General features: G+C 73.8%; 17 protein-coding genes and 1 pseudogene. 12 read left to right on the top strand and 6 right to left on the bottom strand.

Annotated features, from left to right (window positions below; translation table 11 throughout):
• The first annotated feature begins 19 nt into the window (after positions 1-19).
• The 4 genes from OG900_38340 to OG900_38355 all read left to right on the top strand — a co-directional run bounded on the left by OG900_38340 (position 20) and on the right by OG900_38355 (position 6,226).
• Positions 20-2,626: a tetratricopeptide repeat protein gene (locus OG900_38340; GenBank protein ID WUH95453.1), complete on the top strand. Its 2,607-nt coding sequence runs from the start codon at positions 20-22 to the stop codon at positions 2,624-2,626.
• 769 nt (positions 2,627-3,395) lie between these two features.
• On the top strand, positions 3,396-3,944 hold the full coding sequence (locus tag OG900_38345; protein WUH95454.1) for a helix-turn-helix domain-containing protein: 549 nt from the start codon (positions 3,396-3,398) through the stop codon (positions 3,942-3,944).
• Between the two features lie 250 nt (positions 3,945-4,194).
• Positions 4,195-5,199 (top strand): asparagine synthetase A, encoded by a 1,005-nt coding sequence (locus OG900_38350; protein ID WUH95455.1) that lies wholly within the window; start codon positions 4,195-4,197, stop codon positions 5,197-5,199.
• A gap of 16 nt (positions 5,200-5,215) precedes the next feature.
• Complete coding sequence (locus OG900_38355) at positions 5,216-6,226, top strand: LuxR C-terminal-related transcriptional regulator (GenBank protein WUH95456.1); 1,011 nt, start codon at positions 5,216-5,218, stop codon at positions 6,224-6,226.
• A gap of 69 nt (positions 6,227-6,295) precedes the next feature.
• Here the strand turns inward: OG900_38355 and OG900_38360 are convergent, their stop codons facing one another.
• The 4 genes from OG900_38360 to OG900_38375 are packed head-to-tail and all read right to left on the bottom strand — an operon-like array spanning position 6,296 to position 12,741.
• Positions 6,296-9,382, bottom strand: a complete 3,087-nt coding sequence (locus OG900_38360) for an amino acid adenylation domain-containing protein (protein ID WUH95457.1) — start codon at positions 9,380-9,382, stop codon at positions 6,296-6,298.
• A gap of 53 nt (positions 9,383-9,435) precedes the next feature.
• On the bottom strand, positions 9,436-11,259 hold the full coding sequence (locus OG900_38365; protein ID WUH95458.1) for a non-ribosomal peptide synthetase: 1,824 nt from the start codon (positions 11,257-11,259) through the stop codon (positions 9,436-9,438).
• Positions 11,260-11,264: 5 nt separating this feature from the next.
• On the bottom strand, positions 11,265-11,480 hold the full coding sequence (locus OG900_38370) for an MbtH family protein (protein ID WUH95459.1): 216 nt from the start codon (positions 11,478-11,480) through the stop codon (positions 11,265-11,267).
• Complete coding sequence (locus OG900_38375) at positions 11,458-12,741, bottom strand: glutamate synthase-related protein (protein ID WUH95460.1); 1,284 nt, start codon at positions 12,739-12,741, stop codon at positions 11,458-11,460. The genes OG900_38370 and OG900_38375 overlap by 23 nt, the downstream gene beginning before the upstream one ends.
• Before the next feature lie 237 nt (positions 12,742-12,978).
• Between OG900_38375 and OG900_38380 the strand changes: the two genes are divergently transcribed.
• Positions 12,979-14,145, top strand: a complete 1,167-nt coding sequence (locus OG900_38380) for a pyruvate carboxyltransferase (protein WUH95461.1) — start codon at positions 12,979-12,981, stop codon at positions 14,143-14,145.
• A 102-nt stretch (positions 14,146-14,247) separates the two neighbouring features.
• On the opposite strand, the gene OG900_38385 is transcribed toward OG900_38380, so the two are convergent.
• Positions 14,248-15,243: a TauD/TfdA family dioxygenase gene (locus tag OG900_38385; protein ID WUH95462.1), complete on the bottom strand. Its 996-nt coding sequence runs from the start codon at positions 15,241-15,243 to the stop codon at positions 14,248-14,250.
• Positions 15,244-15,456: 213 nt separating this feature from the next.
• Between OG900_38385 and leuC the strand changes: the two genes are divergently transcribed.
• The 7 genes and pseudogenes from leuC (at position 15,457) to OG900_38420 (ending at position 25,593) form a co-directional block, all read left to right on the top strand.
• Complete coding sequence (gene leuC, locus OG900_38390; GenBank protein WUH95463.1) at positions 15,457-16,836, top strand: 3-isopropylmalate dehydratase large subunit; 1,380 nt, start codon at positions 15,457-15,459, stop codon at positions 16,834-16,836.
• 74 nt (positions 16,837-16,910) lie between these two features.
• A pseudogene (gene leuD, locus OG900_38395) lies at positions 16,911-17,525 on the top strand (3-isopropylmalate dehydratase small subunit).
• A gap of 111 nt (positions 17,526-17,636) precedes the next feature.
• Positions 17,637-17,963 (top strand): nuclear transport factor 2 family protein, encoded by a 327-nt coding sequence (locus tag OG900_38400; GenBank protein ID WUH96076.1) that lies wholly within the window; start codon positions 17,637-17,639, stop codon positions 17,961-17,963.
• Positions 17,964-18,012: 49 nt separating this feature from the next.
• Positions 18,013-19,101 (top strand): branched-chain amino acid aminotransferase, encoded by a 1,089-nt coding sequence (locus OG900_38405; protein WUH95464.1) that lies wholly within the window; start codon positions 18,013-18,015, stop codon positions 19,099-19,101.
• Entirely contained in the window at positions 19,098-20,366 is a 1,269-nt protein-coding gene (locus OG900_38410) for a M20 family metallo-hydrolase (GenBank protein WUH95465.1), read from the top strand. Before OG900_38405 ends, OG900_38410 begins: the two co-directional genes overlap by 4 nt.
• Positions 20,363-24,370 carry an amino acid adenylation domain-containing protein gene (locus OG900_38415; GenBank protein ID WUH95466.1) on the top strand — a complete coding sequence of 1,336 codons (4,008 nt, stop codon included), beginning with the start codon at positions 20,363-20,365 and terminating at the stop codon, positions 24,368-24,370. The genes OG900_38410 and OG900_38415 overlap by 4 nt, the downstream gene beginning before the upstream one ends.
• Entirely contained in the window at positions 24,367-25,593 is a 1,227-nt protein-coding gene (locus tag OG900_38420; GenBank protein WUH95467.1) for a class I SAM-dependent methyltransferase, read from the top strand. The genes OG900_38415 and OG900_38420 overlap by 4 nt, the downstream gene beginning before the upstream one ends.
• 70 nt (positions 25,594-25,663) lie before the next feature.
• On the opposite strand, the gene OG900_38425 is transcribed toward OG900_38420, so the two are convergent.
• Positions 25,664-26,257 (bottom strand): TIGR00730 family Rossman fold protein, encoded by a 594-nt coding sequence (locus tag OG900_38425; protein WUH95468.1) that lies wholly within the window; start codon positions 26,255-26,257, stop codon positions 25,664-25,666.
• Between the last annotated feature and the right edge of the window lie 22 nt (positions 26,258-26,279).

Raw genomic sequence — 26,279 nt, forward strand, 5'->3', positions numbered from 1 at the left:
GGCTTTCGCAGGAGTGCGCATGACGGTGATGGGTCGTGAGGCGACGGCGTTACTGGTCCGGTTGCGCGAGCTGTACGAGTCGGCGGAACATCCGAAGCAGGATGCTCTGGTACGGCGGTTGAAGGCGATGGATGCGACCGTCAGCACCACGTCGGTCAACCAGTGGCTGCTCGGGAAGGCCCTCCCCTCCAACCCTTCGGTCTTCCTCGCCCTGGTCGCCCATCTGCGCGGCCTGGCGAAAGCACACGGGAACACCGACACGCCCGCTGACGGCTGGTGGGCGGAGCAACTGCGGCTGGCGCACGAGGAGCACGGCGCCCGGCGCGGCGGGAGACCCCGTACCCAGGCACCTTCGCCGCGCGGACCTCGGTGGAGCCTGCCGGACATCGCGCAGGACTTCACCGGACGCGGAGCCGACCTCGACACCGTGCTGGACGCCCTCTCTCCCGGCTCGTCGAAGGAGGGCGTCGTGGTGATCGCCGGCATGCCCGGTGTCGGCAAGACGGCCCTGGCGATCCGGGCGGCCCACCGCGCCTACGGCCGGGGCTGGTTCCACGGAGTGGTCTTCGTCGACCTGCACGGCTTCAGCCCAGCCCGGGAGCTGACGACGGGTGAGGCCGCCGCGGTGATCCTGCGCGAGCTGGGCCACAGCGTGCCGTCCGCACCGGAGAGGCGCATCAGCGGTCTGCACGAAGCGCTCGCCGGCGAAAGCCCTCTGCTCATCGTGCTGGACAACGCTGCCTCCGCCGGGCCGCTCCAGCAGCTGGTGCCGCGCCAGGGCGCCGGGCCGGTACGGCACCGGCTGCTGGTCACCTCACGCGACACGCTCCCCGCTTTTCCGGCCGGACGCCCGCTGACCGTGGAGCCGATGTCCGCCGAGGAGTCGGTGCTGCTGCTGGGGCGTGCCCTTCACGACGGCCGAGCGGCTGCGGAACCCGCCGCCGCCACCCGGCTCGCCGGCCTGTGCGGCTGCCTCCCGCTGGCGCTGCTGATCACCGCAGCCCAGCTGCGGGAGGACCCGTCGCAGTCGCTCGCCGCCCAGGCGGCGGGTCTGGAGGAGACCCACCGACGGCTCGGCCGCCTCAGCGTCGACGACACCGACGCGGAGAACCGCCCACTGGCCGTGCGCGCCGCCTTCGAGCTGTCGTTCACCCCGCTCGCCGAGGAGTACCAGCGCGCTTTCCGGTTGCTCGGCATCGCGCCCGGCCCGGACACCGGCGCGGAGCTGGCCTCGGTCGTACTCGGCCGGGACAACATCGACACCCAAGCACTGCTGCGGAACCTGACACGCCGGCACCTCGTACGGCGCCTGCGGCACGACCGCTGGGACATGCACGATCTGCTGCGCCTGTACGCCGTCGAGACCGCCGTGCCTCAGGAGCGGGACACCGCACACGCCCGGGTGCTCCGCCACTACCTCAAACGGGTACTCCCGACCTGCACCAAAGCGGTGTCCGGCCGGCCCGGGGAGCGCCGGGAAGCGCTGGCCTGGATGGACGCGGAGCACCGCTGCGTCACCGGCGCGCTGGTCGAGGCAGCCAGGCACGGCCAGGTCCGCGAAGCCCTGCGGCTGACCGAACACATGTCGTACTACTGGGAGCTGCGCTGGGAGGTCCAGGAGTGGATCACCGCGGCCCGGGCGGTGCTGGACGCGGGCCCCGGCACCGGCCGGGACGTGAGCTCGGCGTCCCGGGAGCTGGGAAGCGCCTACCGGGTGGCCCACCGCTACGACGAGGCGCGCCCCCACCTGGAACGCGCCCTGGACACCGCCCCGGACCAGGCCACCCGGGGGCTCGCACTGCACGGCCTCGGCCTCGTCGAACTCCGGCAGGGCCGTTACCAGCGGGCCGCCGCCCACCACCGCCAGGCCAAGAACATCCACTCCGCGCTCGGTGACGTCGCAAGCGCAGCCCTGGCCACCATCGCCCTCGGGGACGCGGAACGGATGTCCGGCGACCCCAAGGGCGCGGCCCGAACACTGTCCCAGGCGATCACGCTCCTGGAGAGCCTGTCGGGGAAGCCGTACAACGCCGCGCGGGGGATCCTGGAGACAGCGCACGGCAACCTGGCGCTCGCCCTGATGGGCTGGGACCCCTTCGCCTACGGGCTCTGCGCCGTCTACCACTTCTGCCGCGCCCTGCGCATCGCCGTGGAACTCGACGACCGGCCCGACCTGTTGCTGTGCCTGACCAACCTCGCCGCCCTCTATCTGGAGATGTGTCCGGCCTGCCTCGCCGGGGTGGCGGCCGAGTGCGCGGGCCGGGTGCTGGCCGACGCACGGCCGACCGACGACCCCCTCCTCATCGCCCGCGCGCAGCTGAACGCCGGCAGAGCCCAGGTGGCACTCGGCGACGAGGGCGGCGGCCGGGCGACGATGCTGCCGGCGTGGGAGGTGCTCGCGCCCGGCAGCGTCGCCGAGGACCCGGACATGGAGAAGTGGGTCCCCTCCAGCGCGGGCCTCCACGCCCCGCGATGCACCGGCCTTTCCGGCTCGATGCTCTGGACGAGGCCCCTGCACCGGTCGGTGCTCGCCGGCGACTTCACGGACCTGGAACAGACCACCTTCTACGGAGACTTCCGGACGGTTTCCTTCGGCCTTGGACCCCGCTCCCGCCCCGGTTCCTGAAACCGCGCCAGCCGCCGCGGTGCACGACGCGGGCCGGGCCCCGCCCACGCCGAGGCGAGCGTGACCGGCCGCCAGGCAGACTCGTGCCGTTCGGCCTTCGAGGACCGCCTGCGAAAGGCGCTGGGCTTCGTGGCGGCGGAACCCCGACGCGCCAGGGCCTGCCACCCACCGGTCAGCGAAGACGCGGGCGTCCGCCCTCGACCCCACCGGTCCGACGCAGGTCGACACCGCCGCCTCCTCGGAGCCGGAAGGCCTGCCTGGTGCGCCCGGTGCGGCACCGGCGGTCCTCCCGCGAATCCCTCGCGCTGCGAGGAGTCTCTTGTCCCCTCCACCGTTTTCCATCCAACGGACCACGGGTTCACGCCAACTGGCGGACCTGGCCGCGCGCGCCGCCGGCCGGCGCCGGCGCCGTCACCGTCCGGGCGCCCGGAGCACCTCTTCGCGCAGGTCAGATCGCATCGCACTGCGCGTGGGGCGCGGTGGTCCGGTGCACCCGGCGGTGTCACCGGCTCCCCGTCGCCGGTGATCGCAGCGGGACGCCGGCCCTACCGCTTCCAGGCCGTCCCACCAGCAAGGACACCCGTCTCAGGCACCGCGGGCAACAGGTTGTCGCGAAGCGTCGCGGTCACGTGACGTCGCCTGGAGGCTGTCGGGGAAGGTCCCTATGGTGGAAGGGGCGATGTCGCCGGGCGCCGGCCGGGCGCGGTGACACCGGCTGCCGTCCCCCCGCATGCGGAGTACGCGGTTCACGATATTGCGGAGCGATCCCATGGGAAATCGCCAGTTCGCGGAGATGCTGATGCGCGCGAGATTGCGCTCCGGCATCACCCAGCAGCAACTCGCCGACCTGTCCACGGTGAGTTCGCGTGCTATAAGGAACCTGGAGAAGGGCCATGTCAGCCATCCCCGTAGAGAGACCGTCCAACTGCTCGCCGAGGCGCTGCGGATAGAGGACGCCACTCTTCAGCGACTGCTGCAGAGCGCCGCCTACGAGGATGCCCAGAATTTTCGCACAGGATTCGGCCGGGGTGACCCGTGCGCACCGGACTTCGGCTTGCTGGAGGACAATCGAGATCCTTTCCGCCGCCGGGACGGGGGGATCTCCGCACCCGGCCGCGGGCATCTGCCCCCCGCTGCCGCCGGACCGTCCCCGACGCCGCCCCTGCCCGGACCGCAGTACGAGTACAAGGCCGTGCCGCTGCCCGAGGGCGCGGGACGCGCCCGGGTCACCGGCGTGCTCAACGAGGAGGGCCGCGCCGGCTGGCGACTGGCCGCCGTCGACGGGGACTCCGTATATCTGGAACGCCGTACGGATTGACGCCGTACGGATTGAGCGGTCCCGGATTGACGCCGTGCGGGCCGCGCTTTCATCCCCGCGCCGCCCGGTCCTGGCGGCCTGTTCGGAAGGCGCGCATTCCGTTTCGGTTCCCGGCCCCGCGGATTCCCCGGATGCCGGTCAGATTCCGGCGGAAGATGCCGGATCCGCTGCCGGATTCTCCTAGCATCGATCGGGCGGACTTCTTCTCCTGAAAGCCTCGGAGAGCCTTCGATAACCAGGGAGCCTGAGAATGTCAACGCCTGTGGTGACGACCGGCACGGAGCTTCCACCCGGACCGAGAGAACACCTCACCTCCGACAGCACCCGCCGCATCCTCCGCCTGCAGAACTCCTTCCTGTGGCACGCCCGGGACTTCCTTCGCGACGCAGGGTTCATGGAACTCCTGCCGCCCGTCATCGGCCCGGTCACGGACCCGGGCATCCGCGGCGCCAAGCAGGTCGACGTGGATTTCTACGGTCACCGCTACAAGCTGATGACGAGCGCCTTCGTCTACAAGCAGACCGCGCTGCTCGCGCACGACCGGATCTTCTACGTCGCTCCGAACGTGCGCATGGAGCCGCTGGAGACCTGCTCCACGCAGCGTCACCTGGCGGAGTTCCACCAACTGGACATCGAGATGGCGAACACCAGCCGTGAAGAGGCCATGGACCTGGCCGAGGGCGTCATCGTCAGCGCCACGCGCGCCCTGATCGCCGAGTCGGAGGGCGAACTGGTCGCCCTGGGGCGCGACATGGACGCCCTGCGGGCGATGGCGGCCGCCCCGTTCGAGCGGCTGCCCCACGCGGACGCGGTGGCCCGGCTCGTCGAGGGCGGCCACGCCCAGAGCGCCGCCGCCGAGATCGACTGGGAGGGCGAGCGCATCTTGTCCGAGGGCAGCGCCCGGCCGGTGTTCCTGACCGACTACCCCAAGGGCTCACGGGTCTTCCTGGAGCGCGAGGACAGCGAACGGCCCCGCATACTGCGCACGTTCGACCTGCTCATGCCCGAGGGGTACGGCGAGGTCATCAGCGGCGGCGAACGGGAGTCGGACTACCGGCGCCTGATCACCCGGATGCGCGAGACGGGGGAGAACCCCTCCAAGTACGGCTGGTATCTGGAGGAGGTGAAGAAGGGGATACCGCCGAGCGCCGGCTTCGGCCTGGGCATCCAGCGCTTCACGCGCTACCTGGTGGGTGCCGATTACGTGTGGCAGGCCACCGCCTTCCCCAAACTGCCCGGCGTCGTCTCGCCCTGACCAAGGAGATGCTGACATGCCCCATGTCGCGCCCCCGAACGGTTCCGCCGGGCACCTGCACGGCACCGGTACCGTCCTGCCCGAGTCCTGCTCCGCCGCCCCCTACGCTCCCGGCCCGAACGTCGGGAGCCCCTACGCGCCCGGTCTGTCCGTGCCGGGTCCGCGCACGCCGGGCCGCGAGCCGGGGGACCCCGGCGGCTCCCTGCCGGGCGCCGCGGTCCCCGCCACCGCACTGCTCGACACCGGCCCGAGCCGGCCGCCGCGCCCCGCCGGCCTCGCGCCGACCGTGACCGTGACCGCGGCCGCCGCCGCCCCCGTACCGTTGCCGCGCGGGGCGTGGCAGGCGCCGGCACTGTCCTGCGCACCGCCCCGGGTCCTGCTGCTCGACGGAGACCCCGTCTCCCGCCAGGTCTTCGGCTGCACCCTCGACGACGACGACCAGGTGAGCCTGGTCGCCACCGGCGACAGCCGGCAGCCGCTTGCCGACTGGCCGCTGCACCGGGCCGATCTGACGATCCTGGTCTCCGGCCCGCTGGAGAACCATGTCCTGAAGGCCCAGGACGTGGCGCGCCGCGGGGGCAGGTCGCTCCTGGTGGGCGTCGATTGGACCAAGCACCGGCTGGACGCCGCGCTGTCGTCGGGGGTGTCGGGCTGCCTGAGCAAGGACTGGGCGCTGTGCCACCTGCCGCAGGCGGCAGCCGCCGCCGCGACCGGACACGTCGTCCTCTCGCCCGACCTGGTCGGGCTGTGCGTCTCGATGCAGCCGGCGGACGCCGGGCGCGGCCTGGCACGCCGCCTGCGCTGCCTGACGTGCAGGGAGCGCGAGGTGCTCACTTTGCTGGCGGAGGGGATGTCCACGGGCGAGGTCGCGGGCACTCTCGTGGTCTCCCCGGCCACCGTCAAGAGCCACGTCTCCCACGCCCTGACCAAGCTGTGCGTACGCAACCGCCTTGAGGCCGTCCTGCTCATGCAGGCCGCCCTGGGCTGCGGTGTCCAGCACGGTGACTTCCACCCCGGAGGGATCTGAGGGCACCCCCCCTGCCCGGACACGTCCCGGTGGGCCGCGGCCGCGACCTGTCGCGCACCCTCGACGGTTCTAGGAGCGCCCCAGCTGCTGCGCCAGCCCCGCCACGGTCGGGCGGCGCAGCAGTGTCCGCAGGCGCACCTCCTGCCCGAAGTCCGCCTTGATCCGGCCCAGGAGCCGCAGCGCCAGCATGGAGTGGCCGCCCAGGTCGAAGAAGTCGTCCTCGACACCGACCCGTTCCACACCCAGGACGTCCGCGAACAGCGCGCACAGGCGCTCCTGCACAGGGCCGCCCGGGGCGTCGCGGGACCCGGTGGCGGCCGCGGCCGCGGCCGCGTATACGGGTGCGGGCAGGGCCCGGCGGTCCAGCTTGCCGTTCGCGGTGGTGGGGAACCGGTCCACCGTCACGTATGCCACCGGCCGCAGATGCTCGGGCAGCTCGGCCTGCGCCTGCGCGCGCAGCTCCCGTGCCGCGGGAGCCGCTCCCGGGCGGGGCAGCACGTAGGCGACGAGCCGCTGGTCGCCGGGGCCTTCGGCGCGTACCAGGACGCGGACGCCGGCCACGTCCGGGTGACGGGCGAGCGCCGCCTCCACCTCGGCGGGCTCGATGCGGAAGCCGCGCAGTTTCAGCTGGTCGTCCCGTCGCCCCAGGTACTCCACGGTTCCGTCGGCACGCCAGCGGGCCAGGTCTCCCGAGCGGTACATGCGGGACCCGGGCGGGCCGTAGGGGTCGGCCACGAACCGCTCGGCGGTCAGGCGGGCCGCGCCCAGGTAGCCGTGGGCCTCGCCCACTCCGCCGAGGTACACCTCGCCGGCCGTGCCCGGGGGCAGCACGCGCAGCCGGTCGTCCAGGACGTAGAAGTGCTTGTTGGCGACGGGGCCGCCCAGCGGTACGGATCCCTCGAGGCAGTCGCGCAGGGTGACGGGCCGCCACACGGCGACCATCATGCATTCGAGCGGCGAATAGGCGTTGACCAGCCGCAGTGCGGGGCGGCGGCGCAGCAGCCGCTCCAGGTGGCCCGGTGAGGCGGCCTCGCCGCCGGTCAGCAGCAGCCGGACGGTGTCGAAGGCCGAGGGGTGCTGGTCGATGAGGAAGTTGAGCAGGCTGGCGGAGAAGTGGGCCACCGTGACGCGGTGTTCGGACATGAGGCGCACCGCGACCTCCGGCTCGGGTGTCCCGCCGGGCTGCAGTACGCACGTGGCGCCCGCGAACAGCGCCGACAGCAGCTCGAAGGCGAACGCGTCCCAGGACATCGGGGAGCACTGGAGGACCACGTCCGACGGGGTCACGCGGGCGAACTCCTGCCCCACCAGGCTGCCGACGACCGCCCGGTGCGACGCCACCACCCCCTTGGGCGTGCCCTGCGAACCCGAGGTGAACAGCACACAGGCGGGGTCCTCGCCGCCGGCCGCCACTGCCGGGTCGGTGTCCGGCAGGCCGTGCAGGAGGGCCGGATCGTCGGTCCGGACGGTGTGCGGGCCGTCCGGGCCGCAGGCCGCGGCCGGCAGGGGGCGGTCGCTCACCACGACCCGGCAGCCGGTCGCCCGGATGCACTCGGCGGTTCGGGCGTCGGGGAACGCCGGGTCCAGCAGCACATGGCCCGCACCGGACTTGAGCGCGGCGAGCAGCGCGACGACCAGCTGCGGGCCGCGCTCCAGGCGCACGCCCACCCAGTCGCCCCTGCGGACGCCGAGTCCGGTCAGACGGTGCGCCAGCTGGTTGGCGCGCCGGTCCAGCTCGCCGTACGAGACGCGCTCGTCGCCGAAGACGAGCGCGGTGGCCTGCGGGTCGCGTGCCGCCCGGTCGGAGAACACGGTGTGCACGCAGGGCCTGTGGGGGAGCGGGAAGCGGACGCCGCGCCCCGCGGCCAGCATCCGGTCGCGCTGTTCGGGGCCGCACGGTGCCACGTCCGCGGGCCGGGTCGCCGGGTTCTCCGCGAAGGCCTCCAGGACGCGTGCCAGGTCGGCGGCCAGCGCATGGGCCAGCGGTTCGGGGACGCGGGACGCGTCGTGGTGCAGCCGTACCTCCAGGTGCTCGCGGGGCGTCACCACCACGGTCACGGGATAGTGGGCCGTCTCCGTGCAGCTGATGTCGCCGACCCGGATCCCGGCGAACTCCGCCGCAGCGGACAGGCCTTCGGGCTGCACCTCCACGGTCACCGTCGTGTCCAGCAGCGGTCCCGCGATTCCCGCGGCCCGGGCGGTGTCGCCCAGGCCCAGGTGGTCGTGCGGGTGCAGGGCCAGGCGGTGGGTGTGCACGTCGGCCAGCAGGCCGGCCAGGCTCGTGCCCGCGCCCGTCCGCACCCGGACCGGCACCGTGTTGACCAGCATGCCCACCATGTCCTGGACCCCGTGGAGTTCGGCCGGGCGGCCGCTGAGGACGGAGCCGAACACGACGTCCTCGCGCCCGGTCCGCCGCGCGAGCACCAACGCCCACGCGGCCTGCACCGCGGTGGTGAGCGTCACGCCCTGGCTCCGTGTCCGGGCGAGCAGAGCCGCTGTCCGGGGCGCGGGCAGTGTGTGGAGTGCCGTCGACCAGCGCGGTGCCGTGCCGCCGGAGCCCGGCGCCAGCAGCGTCGGGGTGGCGCCGGCCAGCTCCCGCCCCCAGGCCCGTTCCGCGGCGGCCCGGTCGCGGCCGGCGAGCCAGCTGAGGAAACGCCGGTAGGGCACCGCCGGCGCCAGGTCCTCCTCCGCGTACCCGGCGAAGATCTCGCGCAGCAGCACATGGGCGCTCCAGCCGTCCAGCACGCAGTGGTGCGCGGTGACCGCGAGGCGGTGCCGCCCGGCGTCCTCGGCCACCAGGTCGAACCGCAGGAGCGGGCCGCCGCGGACGGTGACGCCGGCGGTCCGCGCGGTCCGCAGCGCCGCGTCCCCGTCGCGGCCGGCCGCCACCGACCAGTGCGGCTCCGCGGCGTGCGGGACCACCTGCACCGGCTGTCCGTTGGCGCGGTAGTGGATGCGTGCCCGCAGGTTGGGGTGGCGCACCAGCACCCGGCGTACCGCCGCGCGCAGCCGCTCCGCGTCCAGGGGGCCGTCCAGCGGCACGGTGTACTGGGCGACGTACACGCCGTGCTGCCCGTCCTGCGCCAAGGTGTGGAACAGCAGGCCCTCCTGCAGCGCGGTGAGGGGGAGTATCTCGTCGATGACGGGGGCGGACATGGGCCTCCTCCACTTCGGGACGGTCGGGACGGTCGGGACGGTCGGGACAGCGGTCAGCCGCGCGGCAGTTGCGCCGCCAGGGACGCGTACTCCCCTGGGGCCAGATCGGGCAGCAGCTCCGGCTCCGCACCCGGGTCGTGCGCCGTGGCCTGGCAGGCGGCGGCGGAGGAGGCCAGTTCGGCCAGCGAGTCACCCCCGATGACATCGGCCACCGTGATCACGATGCCGCGGGCACGCGCCCGGTTCACCAGCCGCATGGCCGCCAGGCTGTCGCCGCCGAGACCGATGAAGGAGCGGTCCGGCGCCGCGTCCCCGGCGGCCAGGCGCAGCACCTCCTCGGCCGTCGCACACAGCCACGCCTCCAGCCCTCCCTCGACCGGCCGCGCCTGCGGTGCCCGACCGCCGGGCCGGGTCGCCGGGCCGGGCCGGGGCGGGGCGGGCAGCGCGGCCAGGTCGAGCTTGCCGTTGCCCGTCAGCGGAACCTGCTCGAGGACGGCCCACGCGGTGGGCACCATCGACTCCGGCAGCGAACCGCGCAGATGCTCGCCCAGCGCCTGCCCGCCGGGCACGGGCTCGCCGGGCGCGGGCACCACGAAGCAGGCCAGCCAGCGATCGCCGCCCGGCGGCCCGGCACACACCACCGCCGCCTGCGCGACGGCCGGATGAGCGGACAGCACCGCCTCGATCTCGCCGAGTTCGATGCGCTGGCCGCGCAGCTTCACCTGGCGGTCCGACCGGCCGGCGTACTCCAGCACACCGTCGTCCCGCCGCCGGGCCAGGTCCCCGGTGCGGTACAGCCGGGATCCGGGCGGTCCCAGGGGACTGGCCACGAACCGCTCCGCGGTCAGCCCCGGCCGGGCGAGGTAGCCCTCGGCCAGCTGCACGCCCGACAGGTACAACTCGCCTGTCACGCCGGGGGGCAGCGGGGCGAGCCGCCTGTCCAGGACGTGCGCGCCGGTGCCGCTCACCGGGACGCCGATCGGCACGCTGTCCGGGTCCGCGCCCGGACGGCAGTGCCAGGCGGTGGCGGCCACCGTCACCTCGGTCGGCCCGTACAGGTTGTGCAACTCGGCGTCCAGCATGCGCAGGCAGCGGTCGCGCAGGGACACCGGCAGCGCCTCGCCGATGCAGAGGATCCGCCGCAGCGAACGGCAGCGGTCGGTGACCTGCGCGTCCAGGAAGAGCCGCAGCATGGAGGGCACGAACTGCACGGTGGTCACGGCCCGGTGTGCGATGAGGTCGGCCAGCCCGTGCGGTTCCCGCTCCAGGCCCGGCGGCGCGACGACGACCGCGGCGCCGTGGAGCAGGGGCCACAGGTACTCGTAGGCGGACGCGTCGAAATTGACCGGCGTCTTGACCAGCACCCGGTCGTCGGCCTCCAGCGGCACCGCCTGCTGCATCCACCGCAGATGGCTGACGATGGCCTCGTGCCGCACCACGACGCCCTTGGGGCGCCCGGTCGACCCGGAGGTGTAGATGACGTAGGCGGGGTCCTGGGCGCGGGCCGGCCGTATCGGCTCCCCCCGGTCGTCGTCCCCGGAGGCGTGCGGCGCGGGCAGTGCGGTGAGTACCCGGTCCGGGGCCGCCTCGTCGAGGATCAGCGCGGCGCGGCGCGGCGGAGTGTTCGCGTCGAGCGGCAGGTAGGCCGCGCCGGCGCTCAGCACGCCCAGCAGGGCGACGACCAGGTCGGGGGAGCGGTCCATGCGGACCGCCACCACGCTGCCCGGCCCGATGCCGTCGCGGCGCAGCGCGCCGGCCACCTCCCGCGTCCGGCGGGCCAGCGTCGCGTAGTCGAGGGTGGTCCGGTCCGCGATCACGGCCGCGGCGTGCGGGGTGCGCTGCGCCTGGCCGGCGACGAGGTCGGCGAGGGTCGTCACCGGGCTCACCTCGCCGGGGAGGGTGCCGGCTCGCCCGCACGGGCCGCGACCACGGTGAAGTGGCGGTCCACGAACTCCAGGCACGCCGCCCGGTCGCGCCGTGTCAGCACCACCCGCCAGCCGTCCGGGACGGCGAGCTGCGCGGGCCACAGCGAGTAGCGCTCCTGGTCGTTGGCGAGCACCAGGTAGGGGGCCGAGTCATCCTCGAACGGATGCGTCATGGGATACCTCTTCCTTGTGTACGGTCGGCAGCGGACCGACGTCGTCCCTGTTCACCGTGGTCGTGTCGTACTTGCCGAGGGCGCTGATGAGCATGCGCACCTCCAGGTCGAGACAGGCCGCCAGGCGCAGCAGTCCCCGCTGCGGATCCTCGTCGGCGGCGACGAGGGCCGCCCGGCCCAGGCCCACCGCACGGGCTCCCAGGGCCAGACACTTCACCGCCCGCGTCCCCTCCCACACGCGCCCGCCCGCCAGCAGGCACCCGGGCCCCCGGCCGGCCGCGAGCAGGCAGTCGAACAGCGGCAGTCCCACGTGGTCGAGGAAAGCGCCGGGCGCCCAGCCGGTGCCTCCTTCGGCGCCGTCCACCGTGACGCTGTCCGCGCCGGCCTCCCAGGCCACGCGCGCGGCGGCGCCGACGTCCCGGCCGGGGTGGAGCTTCACCCACACCCGGGCGCGGGGGTAGTTGTTGCGCATCAGGTTGATCTGCTGGCGCAGGATCTCCTCGGTGTACGTGCCCGGACTGGAGGCGCGCAGCATCCGGCCGTCGCCGGGCATCGCCAGCAGCGCGTACTGCTCCTCGACCGCCGCTGCCGCGGCGGTGCCCAGCAGCGTCATCCCGCCCAGGCCCGGCTTCGCGCCCTGCCCGGTCTTCAGCTCGAAGGCCAGCCGGCCCTCCTCCAGGAACGGACGGGCCGCCGGATCGCTGTAGACCAGGTTCCACACCTCGGCGTCGGCGTCCTCGGTGCTCTGCTGCACCACGATCCCCCCGTGCCGCCCGTCGCTCTCCTGCCCGTATGCCTCGATCCGCGCCAGCAGCGCCTTCGCGGGCCGGCCGCCCAGGCGCCCGTAGCCGATGACCGGCACCACGTTCTCGCCGACGACCAGGGGGATCCCCAGCCGGCCCGCCTGCCTGCCCAGCGAGGTGCCCAGGTCGCCGCGGGCGGCCGCGGTCGACCCGAACGCCGAGACGTAGAAGGGGAGCCGGGAGGGGAAGCCGCCGATGACGGTCTCCAGGTCCACGTCCGACGGCATCGGCTCGCGCCCCAGGTCGATCAGCTTCTCCAGGCGCTGCTCCATGAACACCGGCGGAAGCAGCCGCAGCCGCTCCAGCGGGTCGTCGCCGCGCGCCGGCCCCGTCCAGCCGCTGCCGTAGAGCGTGCTGCCGTAGCCGTCCAGCGGGGGAAAGGCCGCCTCGATACCGGTGCGGGCGCGCTCGCGCACAGCGGCCTCCGGAAATCCTGGCGCGCGCAGCATGCCGTTCATCGGGGGCCTCCCGTAATGGAATGCGAGATCCCGTCGCATCGGGTGGCACCAACGTAGCCCGGGGGCGGGCGGCGCCCGGAGCATCCGGCCGCAACTTCCTCTGAAAGAGGCCCAGGTGTCTCCCGCGGTGGTCTTTCTCCCCTCCGGGTGGAAGGAGTTGCACGCGAGAATGATTGACCGGAACTCCGCATCCATGGGTCGATGAGGGCATCTGGAAGGCCGCGAAAGGGGCTACCGATGGAAGAACGTCGAGTTTCGATTTTCGACACCACTTTGAGGGACGGTGAGCAGGCGCCGCGCAATTCCATGACCCCGCAGCAGAAACTGGAACTCGCGCTGCGGATCGAAGCCCTCGGAGTGGATGTCGTCGAGGCCGGATTCCCCGCCTCCTCGCCCTCGGAGGCCGAAGCGACGCGCCTCATCTCCCGCAACCTCACACGCGCTTGGTTCACCACCTTCTGCCGCGCCGTGCGCGCCGACATCGACTGCGCCGTGGCCGCGGGCGGCACCCGCCGGCACGAGGTGCAGATCCTCGCCACCTCGAGCGAACTGCACCTGGAGCGGAAGCGCCGCATCTCCCGCAAGGAGTCGATCGACGAGATCACCGAATCCGTGCGGCACGCCCGCGGCTTGGGCGTGCCCCGCGTCTCGCTCGGCCTCGAAGACTCCTCGCGCGGCTCGGACAGCCTGCTGCGCGCCCAGATCGAGGCGGGCGCGGACGCGGGCATCACCTGCGTCGTGGCGGCCGACACCTCGGGCTGCATGACGCCGCAGGAGTACGGCGAGATGATCGGCAAGGTCCGCTCCTGGGCCCCGCCGCACGTGAGCGTGTTCACCCACTGCCACGAGGACTTCGGGCTCTCCACCGCCAACACCCTGGCCGGGCTGCAGGCCGGGGCCGACGGCGTGCAGACCACGCTCGGCGGCATCGGGGAGCGGGCCGGCAACGCGGCACTGGAGGAACTGGTCGCCATCCTGGCCTACAAGCACGCCTCGCTCGGCCTGTACACGGACATCGACACCAGCGCCATGTACGCCGCCTACACGGCGCTGCGCCGCGTCATCGGACTCGACCAGCCGCGCAACAAGGCGATCTTCGGCGCATACGCCTTCGGCAGCGCCGCCGGGATCCACCAGGCCGGGATCCTGCGGGACCCGTCCACCTACGAGTTCGTGGAGCCAGGGCGCTTCGGCCGGGAGCGCTCCATGCTCATCGCCCGCCACTCGGGCCGCGCGGTGCTGCGGCACCTGCTCGACACGATGGGCGTCGACCTCGGCGAGGACCAGGTGGAGGACCTGTACCGGCGGCACATCAGCGAGCGCACCGGGGGCGACTGCGAGGACATCTCCGTGCTGAGGCGGCGGCTCGCCGAGGAGTTGCTCACCGTCGGGGCGGGCCGCTGAGGCGGGCTCCGCCGCCTGCGGGAAGGGGCGGTGGGAAGCGGACGTGGCGGTCCGCTTCCCACCGCCCCCTCTGCCGCCCGACGGCGTCGGCCACCGCGGCGGTCAGTCGTCGATCAGGCCCCGCACCCCGTCCTTCCAGCGGTCGGCGTAGCGGTCGGCCGCCGCGCGGTCGCGGAAGGCGTACGTCTTCAGCAGCCAGCGCGTGGCCGCCCGTTCGGCGTCGAGGATCTCGATGCGGTCCCTGCTGTGCAGACCGTCCTGGTTGGCGAACAGCAGCAGGTCCCCGTCGCGCATCCGGTGGCGCTGCTTGTCGGCGACCACCAGTGCGTTCTTCAGCGCCAGCAGCGCGTCCTTGGCCACGCCCGGTGCCTCGGGGACCACCGACGTCGTCGTCTCCAGGTAGCGGATCGAGTGGTCGCCCTCCAGGATCGGGTGTGCGCCGGAAGAGCGCTGGCTGCTGTTGGTGTCGCGTGAGAAGACGTCGAAGGACGTCGTGAAGTACGGCCGGCGCAGGATCCGCTGGTCCTGTTCCGACAGGTTGCGCAGCAGTTCGCGGCAGCCGACGAACGTCGTGTAGATGACCTCGTCCTGCGGGCAGCGCATGCCGAGCAGGGCGATGTGGTCCGCACGCGCCCAGTGCGCGGTGCGGTCGTTGTGGAAGGGCAGCTCGCTGTCGCTGAATCCCGTCTTCATGCCGCTGTACTTGTTGATCGCGATGACGTCGGTGAAGAAGTCGCCGTTGTTCCGGCTGCCGTACGCCATCAGCGGGGTGCCGGTCAGCCGGGCGATCAGGGCGAGGAACGCCTCACCGACGAAGGTCGTCTTCTTGCGGTACTTGTCCGCCACCGGATCGTCGAGGTCGAGTTCGGGCACGTGCGGGTCGACGGGGCAGTTCCGTATCACGTGTGCTTCGCTGCGCCCGCTGTGCCGGTCCTGCCGGATACGCGTGCACACCTCCACCAGGAACGGCGGAGCGGCCACCTGTGCCACGCCGGCGACGAATTCCTCGTGGTTCCGGTACGGATTTCCCGGTACGGCCCCGAGCACGGCGAGGAGTTCGCCGTGCTGGGCCGGGGTGAGTACATGAATGGGTTCCATTCCCTCATCGTCCGCCGGTGTTCCGCGCGAATCATCGGTCGACCGGCCGAGCGGACTCCACCCGGGGGCGAGTGAGTTCATCACGGCTGTCGATTCCGGTGCGCGCCCGGGGTGTTTCGATGAGTCGCAGCAAGCGACCGGGTGCCTCCTGCGCCGGAGGCACCGGGCGGGAACGCGCCGGACGAAGAGATCACGGATGCGGAGGTATCCGCCGTGGCACCCCAGACACTGGCCGCGAAGGTGTGGCGCGAGCACGTCGTGCGCCGTACCGGGGCCGGCAACGACCTCCTCTACATCGACCTCCACCTGCTGCACGAGGTGAACACCCCGCAGGCCTTCGCCGGGCTGCGGGCCGCCGGCCGCACGGTGCGCAGGCCCGACCTGACCGTGGGCACCGAGGACCACACCACCCCCACGACCGCGGTCGACCGGGTCGACCCCGACGCCGCGCGGCGCCACCAGCGCCGCCTCATGGCACGCAACTGCGCGCAGTTCCGGATCCCGCTGCACCGGCTCGGCACCGCCTCGCAGGGCATCGTCCACGTCATCGGGCCCGAACTCGGCCTGGTGAGGCCCGGGATGACCGCCGTGTGCTGCGACTCGCACACCACCACCCTCGGCGCGTTCGGCGCCCTGGCCCTGGGGATCGGCACCAGCCAGGTGGAGCACGTCCTGGCCACCCAGACGCTGCCGCTGGCCCGGCCCCGGGACATGGCGGTGACCGTGACCGGCACCCTGCCCGCGGGCAGCACCGCCAAGGACCTCGCACTGGCGGTGGTCAACCGGGTGGGCACCGGCGGCGCCCAGGGCCACATCGTGGAGTTCCGCGGGCCCGGCGTGCGGGCGCTGTCCATGGAGGGCCGGATGACGCTGTGCAACATGGCCGTCGAGATGAGCGCCAGGGCCGGGCTCGTCGCCCCCGACGAGGTCACGCGCGACTACCTGGCGCACACCGTGCCGCGCGACGCCGGGCGCTACGACGGCCTGGCGCTGCACGGCGACGACGGCGCGGTCTTCGACCGCGAGATCGAGATCGACGGCACGCGCGTGCTGCCGCGGGTGTCGTGGGGCACCAACCCGGCGCAGAGCGTGCCGATGGACGGCCGGGTGCCCGACCCGTGCGACCTGTCCGACGAGGCCGAGGCCGCCGCCGCGCGCCGGGCACTGGACTACATGGGCCTCGCCCCGGGCACCGCCGTGCGGGACATCGCGGTCGACACCGTGTTCATCGGGTCCTGCACCAACAGCCGCATCGAGGACCTGCGGGCCGCCGCCGTCGTCCTTGAGGGCCGCAGGGTCCGGGTCGACACCGTCGTCGTACCCGGCTCGGCACGCGTGCGCGAGGCGGCCGTGGCCGAGGGCCTGGACCGGGTCTTCGCCCTGGCCGGGGCCGACTTCCGTGCGGCGCCGGGCTGTTCGATGTGTGTCGGCCTGGGCGAGGACCGCCTCGGCGCCGGGGTGAGGTCCGCCTCCACCACCAACCGCAACTTCGAGGGCCGCCAGGGCGCCGGATCGCGTACCCACCTGGTCTCGCCGGCCGTCGCCGCGGCCACGGCCGTGCGCGGCCGGATCGCGGCACCCGGCGACCTGTGAGGGCCGTGCCGCCCCCCGCCCACTGCCCCGCCCACTGCCCCGCCGCCGCAGACGACGATTGAGAGGAGACGCCCGTGACCGCGTCCGCGCCCCCTGCCCCCCGGTCCCCGGTCCCCGCGTCCGGCCCGTGCCCGCCCGCCACCGCCCACACCGGGACGGCGGTCCCTGTGCGCATCCGCGACGTGGACACCGACCAGATCATTCCCGCGCGGTTCTGCACGAACACCGAGCGGACCGGCTTCGCCCGGGGCCTGTTCGCCGACCGGCGGGCCGAACCCGGCTTCGCCCTGGACGACCCCCGCCACCGCGGCGCCACCGTCCTGGTCGCCGCCGAGAACTTCGGCACCGGCTCCTCGCGCGAGGCCGCCGTCTGGGCGCTCGCCGACCACGGGATCCGCGCCGTCCTCTCGCCCCGCTTCGGCGACATCTTCCGCGCCAACGCCTGGCTCAACGGCCTGTACGCCGTCACCGTGCCGCAGGGCTTCGTGGACGCCCTGTGGCACGCCCTCGACGAGGACCCGGCCACCGAGGTCCGCATCGACCTGGGCGACCTCACCGTCACCGCCGCCGGGCTCGTCCAGCCCTTCGCCCTCGACGCCGACACCCGGATCCGGCTGCTGCGCGGCCAGGACGCCATCGGCGCCACCCTGCACCACGAGAACGACGTCCGCGCGTACGAGGAGCGCCGGGCGCCCACCCCGACGACCGCGGTGTGCTTGCCCGCCGCCGGTCCCCGCGGCGCGCGGCGCCGCCGTCGCGCCCAGGAGGAGACCGTGTCACCCGAGGAAGCCGTGCACGCCATGTACCGCCGCATCGACGAGGGCGACTTCGCCGGCTTCGCCGAACTGTTCGACGAGAACGCCGTCTACCACCGGCCCGGCGGCCCGCCCCTGGCCGGCCGCGACGCCATCGAGTCGTACTACCGCGAGAAGCGCACCATCGCCGACGGCACCCACACCCTGGCCCGGGTGCTCCTCAGCGACGGCGCCGTCGCCGTCGACGGCACTTTCAGCGGCCACCTCGCCGACGGCCGCGAACAGGCCCACCGCTTCGCGGAGATCTTCGAGCTCGCCCCCGGGGGGCTGTTCACCCGCCGGGACTCCTTCCTGTTCGTCTGCGACTTCTGACCGCCACCGCCCGCGGCTGCCCCGTCACCGAGCACGTGAGGACACCCACATGACCGTCAGCACCGCCGCACCCGCCACCGTGAGGGGCGAGGCCGGCATCGAGAAGGCAGAGATCGGCGACTTCACACCGCACATGGTGACCCTGCTGTGGACCGAGGACAACGGCTGGACCGGGCCCGCGCTCGGCCCGCACCAGAACCTGTCGGTGTCCCCCGCGAGCGCCGTGCTGCACTACGGCCAGTCGATCATCGAGGGCCTCAAGGCGCACCGCCAGCCCGACGGCTCCTTCGCGATCTTCCGGCCCCGCGACCACGCCCGCCGCTTCCGCGGCTCCGCCCGCCGCCTGTCCATGCCGGAGCTGCCGGAGGACCTCTTCGTCGACGCCCTGGAGCAACTGGTCGAGGCCAACCGCGAGGCCGTGCCCGACCGGCCCGGACACAGCCTGTACCTGCGGCCTTTCATGTTCGCCTCGGAGGCCAACCTGGTGCCGCGCCCCGCCCGCGCCTACACCGTGGTCCTCATCTCCTTCCTCATGGGCAGCTACCTCGGCCAGGACGCCGACGCGGTGACCGCGTGGATCTGCCGCGACTACCCCCGCGCCTTCCCCGGCGGCACCGGAAGCGCCAAGACCCCCGGCAACTACGCCCCCACCATGCCCGCCCAGCTCGCCGCGGGGCGGGCCGGCGCCCAGCAGGTCGTCTGGCTGGACGCCAGGGAGAGCCGGTGGGTCGAGGAGATGGGCAGCGCCAACCTGTTCTTCGTACGCGGCCACGGCGCCGACCGCACCGTCGTCACCCCGCCGCTGAGCGGGACCTTCCTTCCCGGCATCACCCGCGACTCGGTCATCGCCGTCGCCACCGAGCTCGGCCACAGGGTCGTCCAGGAGCCCGTCGCGATCGACCGGTGGCGCGCCGGCTGCGAGTCGGGCCTGATCACCGAGACCTTCGGCTGCGGCACCGCCGCCGTCGTCACCGCCGTCGGCGGTGTCCGCGACGGCGGCGAGGAATGGCGCATCGGCGACGGCACCCCCGGGCCGGTCGCCCGGGGCATCCGCGAGCGCCTGCGCGCCCACCAGCACGGGCTGGTCCCCGACATCCACCGCTGGCGGCACCCGGTGGGGGAGGGACGGCGAGGATGACCACGACGACCGCACCGCTGCTGCCCGCACGCGTCGACGCCGGCCGGCTGCTGGCGAACCTGGAACGGCTGCGTGCCATCGGCGCCACCGGCCAGGGCGGCGTCACGCGCCGCGCGTTCAGCCGCGAGGACGTCAAAGGCCAGGAGCTCGTGGCCGGGCTCATGCGGGAGGCCGGCCTCGACGTGCACATCGACGCCGCCGCCAACCTGGTCGGCACCCGGCGCGGGCGCGACGGGACGGGGCGGCCCCTGGTCCTCGGCTCGCACCTGGACACCGTGCCCGGCGGCGGCGCCTACGACGGCGCCTACGGGGTGCTCGCGGCCGTCGAGGTCGCCCACACCCTGCACGAGCACGGCACAGTGCTGGACCGCCCGCTGTGCGTGATGGCGTTCAGCAACGAGGAGGGCACCACCGGCACCCCCGCCATGTTCGGCTCCCGCGCGGTCGCGGGCTGCCTGCGACCGGGCGAGCTGGACCTGGAGGTCGCCGGGCAGGACCGCTCGCTGGCCCAGGTCCTGGACGCGGCGGGGGGCGACAGCAGGCGCATCGCCGATGTGCGCCGGGACCCCGGCTCGGTGGCCGCCTACCTCGAACTGCACATCGAGCAGGGCCCGGTACTGGCCGGCTCCGGAACCGACATCGGGATCGTGGAGGGCATCTCAGGCCGCCTCACCGCCGAGGTCACCGTCCGGGGGCAGGCCAACCACGCGGGCACCACCCCCATGGCGGACCGCCACGACGCGCTCCTGGCCGCCGCCCGCCTGACCGTCGCCGTCCCCTCGCTGACCGGACCCGGCGGCGCCGTCCGCGTGGCCACCGTCGGCGACTGCCAGGTCTGGCCCGGGGCGTGGAACGTCGTCCCCGGCCGGGCCCGCCTGATCGTCGACCTGCGCGACATGTCCGAGGACAGCCTGCAGACCGGTCTCGACCGGCTGCGGGCCGAGGCGCGGGAGGTGGGGAGCACGACCGGCACCACCCTCGACGTCACCGAGGTCCAGCGGGTGAGCCCCACCCTGTGCGACCCGGACCGGCGGGCCGCCGTGCGCCGGGCGGCCGACGCCCTCGGCCTGTCCAGCGTCACCCTGCCCAGCGGCGCGGGCCACGACGCCCAGTGGATGGCACGTGTCGCCCCGACCGGAATGATCTTCGTGCCCAGCAAGGACGGCGCGAGCCACGCCCCCGACGAACACACCGCGCCCGCCGACCTCGTCCGCGGCGCGGGCGTGCTGCTCGGCTGCACCCTGCTGGAGGGAACCACGACATGACCACCGCCACCCGCGTGCCCGCCCTCCCCATCCAACGGGGCATGTGGCTCGCCTCCCAACTCGACCCGATCGGGTCGGAGTTCACCGTCTCCACCGCGACACGCCTCACCGGCCCGCTGGACCCCGCGGCACTGGACCAGGCACTGCGGGACGTGACCGACCGGCAGCCCCTGCTGCGGTCGCGGTTCGCCCGCTACGGCCGAAGCGGCCTGTCCCTGGTCGTCGACCCCGACCTGACGGCCACCCCGACACAGACCGACCTCGCCGGCCTGCCCACCGCCCAGGCCGAGACGACCGCCCGCGACCTCGTCGCCGAGACCGCACGCGTCCCCTTCGACCTGGAGCGGGGCCCCCTGCTGCGCGCCATGCTGCTGCGCCTGGCACCCGAGGACCACATCGTCGCACTCCACCTGCACCACGCCGTGTGCGACGGCGACTCCGTGCGGCTCCTGTACGACGCCTGGAGCCGCGCCTACGCGCGGCGCACGGCCGCGGGCGGCGCCCACGATCCCGTCCCCGCGGAGCGGGGCACGCACGACGACACCCCGGACTACCACCGGCACGCCGCCGTCACCGAGGCCGAACACGCCGAGGGCCTGGCCTACTGGAGCCGCCGCCTCGACGGCGTGACCCCGCCGGCCCTGCCGCTGACCGGACACCCCGGACGCACCGGCCGGGACGGCGCCGGCCACACCTTCCCGGTCCCCCCCGCCCTGCTGCGGCGCGTCGACGCCTTCGCCCGCCAAGCGGGCACCACCCGCTACACCGTGCTGCTGACAGCGTTCTCCGCGCTGCTGGGACGTCTGTGCCGCACCGAGGAGGTCACCGTCGGCACCACGGCCTCCACCCGGCTGGCCGAAGACTCCCAGCACGTGGTCGGCCCGCTGTTCAACACCCTCGCGCTGCGCACCGCCACCCCCGCCGGCACCGCCTTCCGGGACGCCGTCGACACGGCGACCGACACCGTCCTGGACGCCTTCGAGCACGTGCGGGTGCCGTTCGAGGACGTCCTGGACACCGTGCGCACCGCCTCCTCCTCCGGGCTGCGCAACCCGCTGTTCAACGTCTTCTTCGAACTCGACCACGCTCCCGCGCCCGCCCTGCGCCTGCCGGGCTGCGCGGCGGCGCCCTTCCGCTTCCCCGACCACGCCCCCAAGACCGACCTCATGCTCGCCCTCAGGCCCGACGGCGACGGACTCACCGGCGAGTTCACCTACCGCACCACCGCCTGCGACGACACGGGCGTCCGCGCCCTCGCCGACGGGTTCACCGCCCTGCTCGACGCCGCACTCCACGCGCCCGGCACCGCGCTGGACGACCTGCCCGTCATGTCGCCGGCCCGCCGCGACGACGTCCTGCACGCCTTCGCCGACGGCGGCCGCACGGCCCCCGCCGACACCTGCGTGCACCGCCTCTTCGAACAGCAGGCGCGGTCCACCCCCGACGCCGTCGCGGTACGCGAACTGGGCGGCGACAGGCGGACGCTGAGCTACCAGGAGCTGAACGGGCGGGCCAACCGGCTGGCCCGCTACCTGCGCGCCCGGGGCGTGACCCCGCACGACCGGATCGCGCTGCTGCTGCACCGCTCACCGGATCTGGTGGTGGCCTGCCTTGCCGCGTGGAAGGCCGGAGCCGCCTACGTGCCCCTGGACGCGGCCTTCCCCGACCCCCGCCTGGAGTTCGTCACCCAGGACAGCGGGGCGCGCCTGGTCGTCACCGAGTCCGCCCTGGCCGGACGGGCCGCCGCCCTCGGCGTCGGCGTCGTCGTCCTCGACGAGGCAGCGGCCGCCGTCGCCGCCCACCCCGGCACCGACCTGCCCGACGGACCGGGCCCGGACGCGCTCGCCTACGTCATCCACACCTCCGGCTCCACCGGCAAGCCCAAGGGCGTCCTGGTGGAGCACCGCGGGCTCGCGAACTTCCTCAACTGGTGCGTGCGCCGCTACGCCGCCGAAGGCGACGGCGGGGCACCGCTGTTCTCGTCCATGGCCTTCGACATGGTGGTGCCCAACCTGTACACCCCGCTGCTCACCGGCCAGGCCGTCGCGCTCGCCCCCGACGGCCTGCCACCGGACCGCCTCGGCGAGGTGCTGGCCGCCGGAGCCCCCTACAGCTTCGTCAAACTCACCCCCGGCCACCTGGAACTGCTCACCGCCCAGCTCACCCCCGGCCAGGCCCGCGGCCTGGCCCGGCTGCTCGTCGTCGGAGCCGACGCCTTCCCGCCCGCGGCGCTGACCGCCTGGCGCGCGCTCGCCCCCGACCTGCCCCTGCTGAACGAGTACGGGCCGACCGAGGCGACCGTCGCCAACAGCGCGTACGAGATTCCGCCCCCCGCCGCCCCGGGCACGCGCGAGAGCGACGAGCCCGCCACCCTGCCCATCGGCAGGCCCATCCCCAACACCACCATGTACGTCCTCGACGACGACCGCCGGCCCGTGCCACCCGGCGTCACCGGCGAGATCCACATCGGCGGCACCTGCGTGGCCCGCGGCTACGCCAACCGGCCGCAGACCACCGCCGAACGGTTCGTCGACGACCCCTTCGGCCCGCCCGGCGCCCGCCTCTACCGCACCGGCGACCTGGGCCGCTGGCTGCCCGACGGACAGGCGCAGTTCCTCGGCAGGTCCGACCACCAGGTCAAGATCAACGGCTACCGCATCGAACCCGGCGAGGTCGAGGCCGCCCTGGCCGCCGTCCCCGGCGTACGCCAGGCCCTCGTAACCACCGCCGGCACCCCCTCAGGACCCCGGGCCCTGGTCGCCCACGTCGTACCCGACCCCGGCACCGCGTTCGACGCCGACGCCCTGCGCGCGGAACTCGCCCACACCCTGCCCGCACACCTGGTGCCCGCCCGGTTCCTGGAACTCGCCCGCGTCCCGCTCAACGCCAACGGCAAGGTCGACCGGTCCAGGCTCCCGCAGCCCACCTGGGGCACCAGCGGCCCCGCCGCGCCCCGCGGGGCGCGCACCCCCGCCGAGGAAGCGGTCAGCCGTGCCTGGGCCGAGGTCCTCGGCCTGGCCCCCGACGCCTTCGGACCCGACGACAACTTCTTCGGGCTCGGCGGCAACTCCCTGCTCGTCCTGACCGTCGTGGCCCGGCTGCGCGGCCTGCTCGGCGCCGACCTCACCTTCGCCCGCTTCCTGCAGGACCCCACCGTCGCCGGGGTCGCCGCCGCCGTCACCGACGGGGCACGCCCGGCCGGCGGCCACAGCCTGTCCCAGCTCGCCCCCGGCGGCGACGGCACACCCACCGTGTTCGTCCACCCGCTGGGCGGGACCGTCTTCTGCTACCGCCACCTCGTCGAGATGCTCAGCGGCCAGGCCCCCCTCTACGGGCTCACCCTCGGCGCCCTGCGCGGCGAGAGCCCCGACGGCGACGACCGGCTGGAGGACACCGCCGCCCGCTACGCCGCCGAGATCCGCGAAGCCGTGCCAGGACCGGTCAACGTCGTCGGCTGGTCGGCGGGCGGCGTCATCGCCTTCGAGACCGCCCGCCGGCTGCGCGCGCTGGGCGGCCAGGTCAGCCACCTGGTCCTCCTGGACCCCAGCCCGCCGCAGGAGAACACCCGCTGGCGCCAGTACGTACGCCAACTGCGGCGCATCCGCTCCCGGCTGGGCCTGGCCGGGGACGAGGAACGGGAGGAGGAGTTCCAGGCCGTGCTGCGCGGCGACCTGTTCCAGGCCATGGGCATCGACCCGTCCACCTGCCGCGACTACTCCCTCTTCCCCCAGGACGTGCTGTACATCTGGCAGCGCCAGCTGGAGACCCTCGGCGGCTACGAAGTCGGCTCCTACGAGGGCCCGATGACGGTCCTCACCTCACAGGAACGCGACGGGGACGACCAGATCCTGCTCGTCGCCAAGTGGCAGGAGCACGCCGGCGGACCCGTCAAGCACATCCAGGTGGGCGGCGACCACCTCGGCATGATGCGGCTGCCCGCCGCCGCCTCCTCGGCCGCGGCACTGCGGGAACTGATCACCGGGGACGGGGAGGGCACGGCATGACCGCGCACGCCGACGCCGAACAGACCATCGGCGAGTTCTACTCCGAGTTCCCCTACCCCTGGCACGCCACCCGGCTCACCGCACCCGACGACCCCGGCCTCCACCCGGCGCTCCTGGCCCAGGAACTGGGCGACTTCACCCACCGCCGGATGCCGCGCGACGCGCGGATCTGGGTACCGGGCTGCGGAGTCAACCAGGCACTCATCGTCGCCCTGCGCTTCCCCGGCGCCGAGGTCGTCGGCAGCGACGTCTCCACCGACTCCCTGAACCTGTGCCGAACCGCCCGCGACCAGCTCGGCACACCCAACCTGACCCTGCGCGAGGAGGGCATCAGCGAGGCCGGGTACCGCCAGGAGTTCGACTACGTCGTGTGCACCGGGGTCATCCACCACCACCCCGACCCCGGACTGCTCCTGGACCGCCTCGCCGCGGCACTCAAGCCCGCCGGCGTACTGGAACTGATGGTCTACAACACCTACCACAGGCGAGAGATCACCGCGTTCCAGGAGGCCATGCGGCTGCTCGGCCGCGAACAGGACCTGTGGTTCGCCCGCCGGGCCGCCGGCTCCCTCACCCGGGACAGCGAACTGACCCGCCGGCTGCGCGCGGACCTCGGCGAGCCGGAGGAGCAGTTCGCCGACAGCTGGCTCAACCCCTGCGAGCGCAACTTCACCGTCCGCAGCCTCCACGAGACGGCCCGCGCGGCCGGCCTCGCCCTGGAGGCGCCCTGCGCCAGCCCGCTGGCCACCGGACTCGACCTGTACGACTGGCGGGTACCCTGCGCGGACGGCCAACTGCTGCGCCGGAGCGAGGCACTGGACGACGTGACGCGCTGGCAGGTCACCCAGGCGCTCAGCGTCGACCGCAGCCCGCTGCTGTGGTTCTACCTGCGCCGCACGGACAACCCGCTCCCCGCCCTGCGCGAGGCCGACCGCGACGAGGCGTTCCTCGACGCCGTGTTCGCCCCGGTGACCGCGAGCGAGCGGGTGTGGGTGATGGGCCGCTCCGGTGGCTACCGGCCCCTGGACGCACCGCAGCCCCTGGTCACCGGCCCGCCGCCGGTCGCGCCATGGCTGGCGGCGGAGGCGGACGGCACGCGCCCGCTGCGCGAGCTGCTGGCCGCCCGCGGCGGCCCGCCGGCCCGCGACGAGCTCCGCGACCTGCGCATCCGCCTCACCACGCCCTCCTTCCCGCACCTCAGAGCGGTGACCCACCCCGGGTGAGGCGGACGGCCGTGCGGCCGGCGCGGGTGCGCGCCGGCCGGCCGCGGCGCGAGACGCTCCCGGCGGGCTCTCAGGCGGGCACCATCGGCTCAGCGGACGCCGGGCGGGGCAGGCCCAGCAGGTCCAGGGCCGCGTCCGCACCGTCCGCGGCCCGGACGATGGACCGCTCCCGGGCCGTGAAGAACCCTTCCTCCTCCATCCGGTCGAGCATCGATATCAGCGGCTGAAAGAATTCCCCCACATTGACAAGCACGACCGGCTTCCGGTGATAACCCAGCTGGTTCCAGGTCGCCACCTCCATCAATTCGTCCAGGGTGCCGAATCCACCGGGCAACACCAGGAAAGCATCCGAGAGCCGGTACATCAGTGCCTTGCGCTCGTGCATGCTGGACACCACGAAGACCTCGCCGCAGGCCTCGACGGCCCGCTCCCGCTCGTGCAGGGCGTGCGGGATCACCCCGGTCACCCTCGCACCGGCCCGGTACGCGGCCTGCGACACGGCGCCCATGACACCCGAGCCGCCCGCCCCGTACACCAGGTCGGCGCCCCGCCGCCCGAGCGCGTCGCCGAGCGCGGCGGCGGCCTCCACATAGAGCGGGGTCCGCCCGCCGCGCGATCCGCACAGCACGCCGACACGGCGCGCACCCGAGGGTGAGAAAGCCATATCGAAACCCTTTCCTCTTCGT

Source organism: Streptomyces sp. NBC_00433, assembly GCA_036015235.1.
Taxonomy (GTDB): domain Bacteria; phylum Actinomycetota; class Actinomycetes; order Streptomycetales; family Streptomycetaceae; genus Actinacidiphila.

What these genes read in the sequence shown, in the direction of transcription:
- OG900_38340 (WUH95453.1), top strand. Translation starts at nt 20, where the DNA reads ATGACGGTGATGGGTCGTGAGGCGACGGCGTTACTGGTCCGGTTGCGC.
- OG900_38345 (WUH95454.1), top strand. Translation starts at nt 3,396, where the DNA reads ATGGGAAATCGCCAGTTCGCGGAGATGCTGATGCGCGCGAGATTGCGC.
- OG900_38350 (WUH95455.1), top strand. Translation starts at nt 4,195, where the DNA reads ATGTCAACGCCTGTGGTGACGACCGGCACGGAGCTTCCACCCGGACCG.
- OG900_38355 (WUH95456.1), top strand. Translation starts at nt 5,216, where the DNA reads ATGCCCCATGTCGCGCCCCCGAACGGTTCCGCCGGGCACCTGCACGGC.
- OG900_38360 (WUH95457.1), bottom strand. Translation starts at nt 9,382, where the DNA reads ATGTCCGCCCCCGTCATCGACGAGATACTCCCCCTCACCGCGCTGCAG.
- OG900_38370 (WUH95459.1), bottom strand. Translation starts at nt 11,480, where the DNA reads ATGACGCATCCGTTCGAGGATGACTCGGCCCCCTACCTGGTGCTCGCC.
- OG900_38375 (WUH95460.1), bottom strand. Translation starts at nt 12,741, where the DNA reads ATGAACGGCATGCTGCGCGCGCCAGGATTTCCGGAGGCCGCTGTGCGC.
- OG900_38380 (WUH95461.1), top strand. Translation starts at nt 12,979, where the DNA reads ATGGAAGAACGTCGAGTTTCGATTTTCGACACCACTTTGAGGGACGGT.
- OG900_38385 (WUH95462.1), bottom strand. Translation starts at nt 15,243, where the DNA reads ATGGAACCCATTCATGTACTCACCCCGGCCCAGCACGGCGAACTCCTC.
- OG900_38400 (WUH96076.1), top strand. Translation starts at nt 17,637, where the DNA reads ATGTACCGCCGCATCGACGAGGGCGACTTCGCCGGCTTCGCCGAACTG.
- OG900_38405 (WUH95464.1), top strand. Translation starts at nt 18,013, where the DNA reads ATGACCGTCAGCACCGCCGCACCCGCCACCGTGAGGGGCGAGGCCGGC.
- OG900_38410 (WUH95465.1), top strand. Translation starts at nt 19,098, where the DNA reads ATGACCACGACGACCGCACCGCTGCTGCCCGCACGCGTCGACGCCGGC.
- OG900_38415 (WUH95466.1), top strand. Translation starts at nt 20,363, where the DNA reads ATGACCACCGCCACCCGCGTGCCCGCCCTCCCCATCCAACGGGGCATG.
- OG900_38420 (WUH95467.1), top strand. Translation starts at nt 24,367, where the DNA reads ATGACCGCGCACGCCGACGCCGAACAGACCATCGGCGAGTTCTACTCC.
- OG900_38425 (WUH95468.1), bottom strand. Translation starts at nt 26,257, where the DNA reads ATGGCTTTCTCACCCTCGGGTGCGCGCCGTGTCGGCGTGCTGTGCGGA.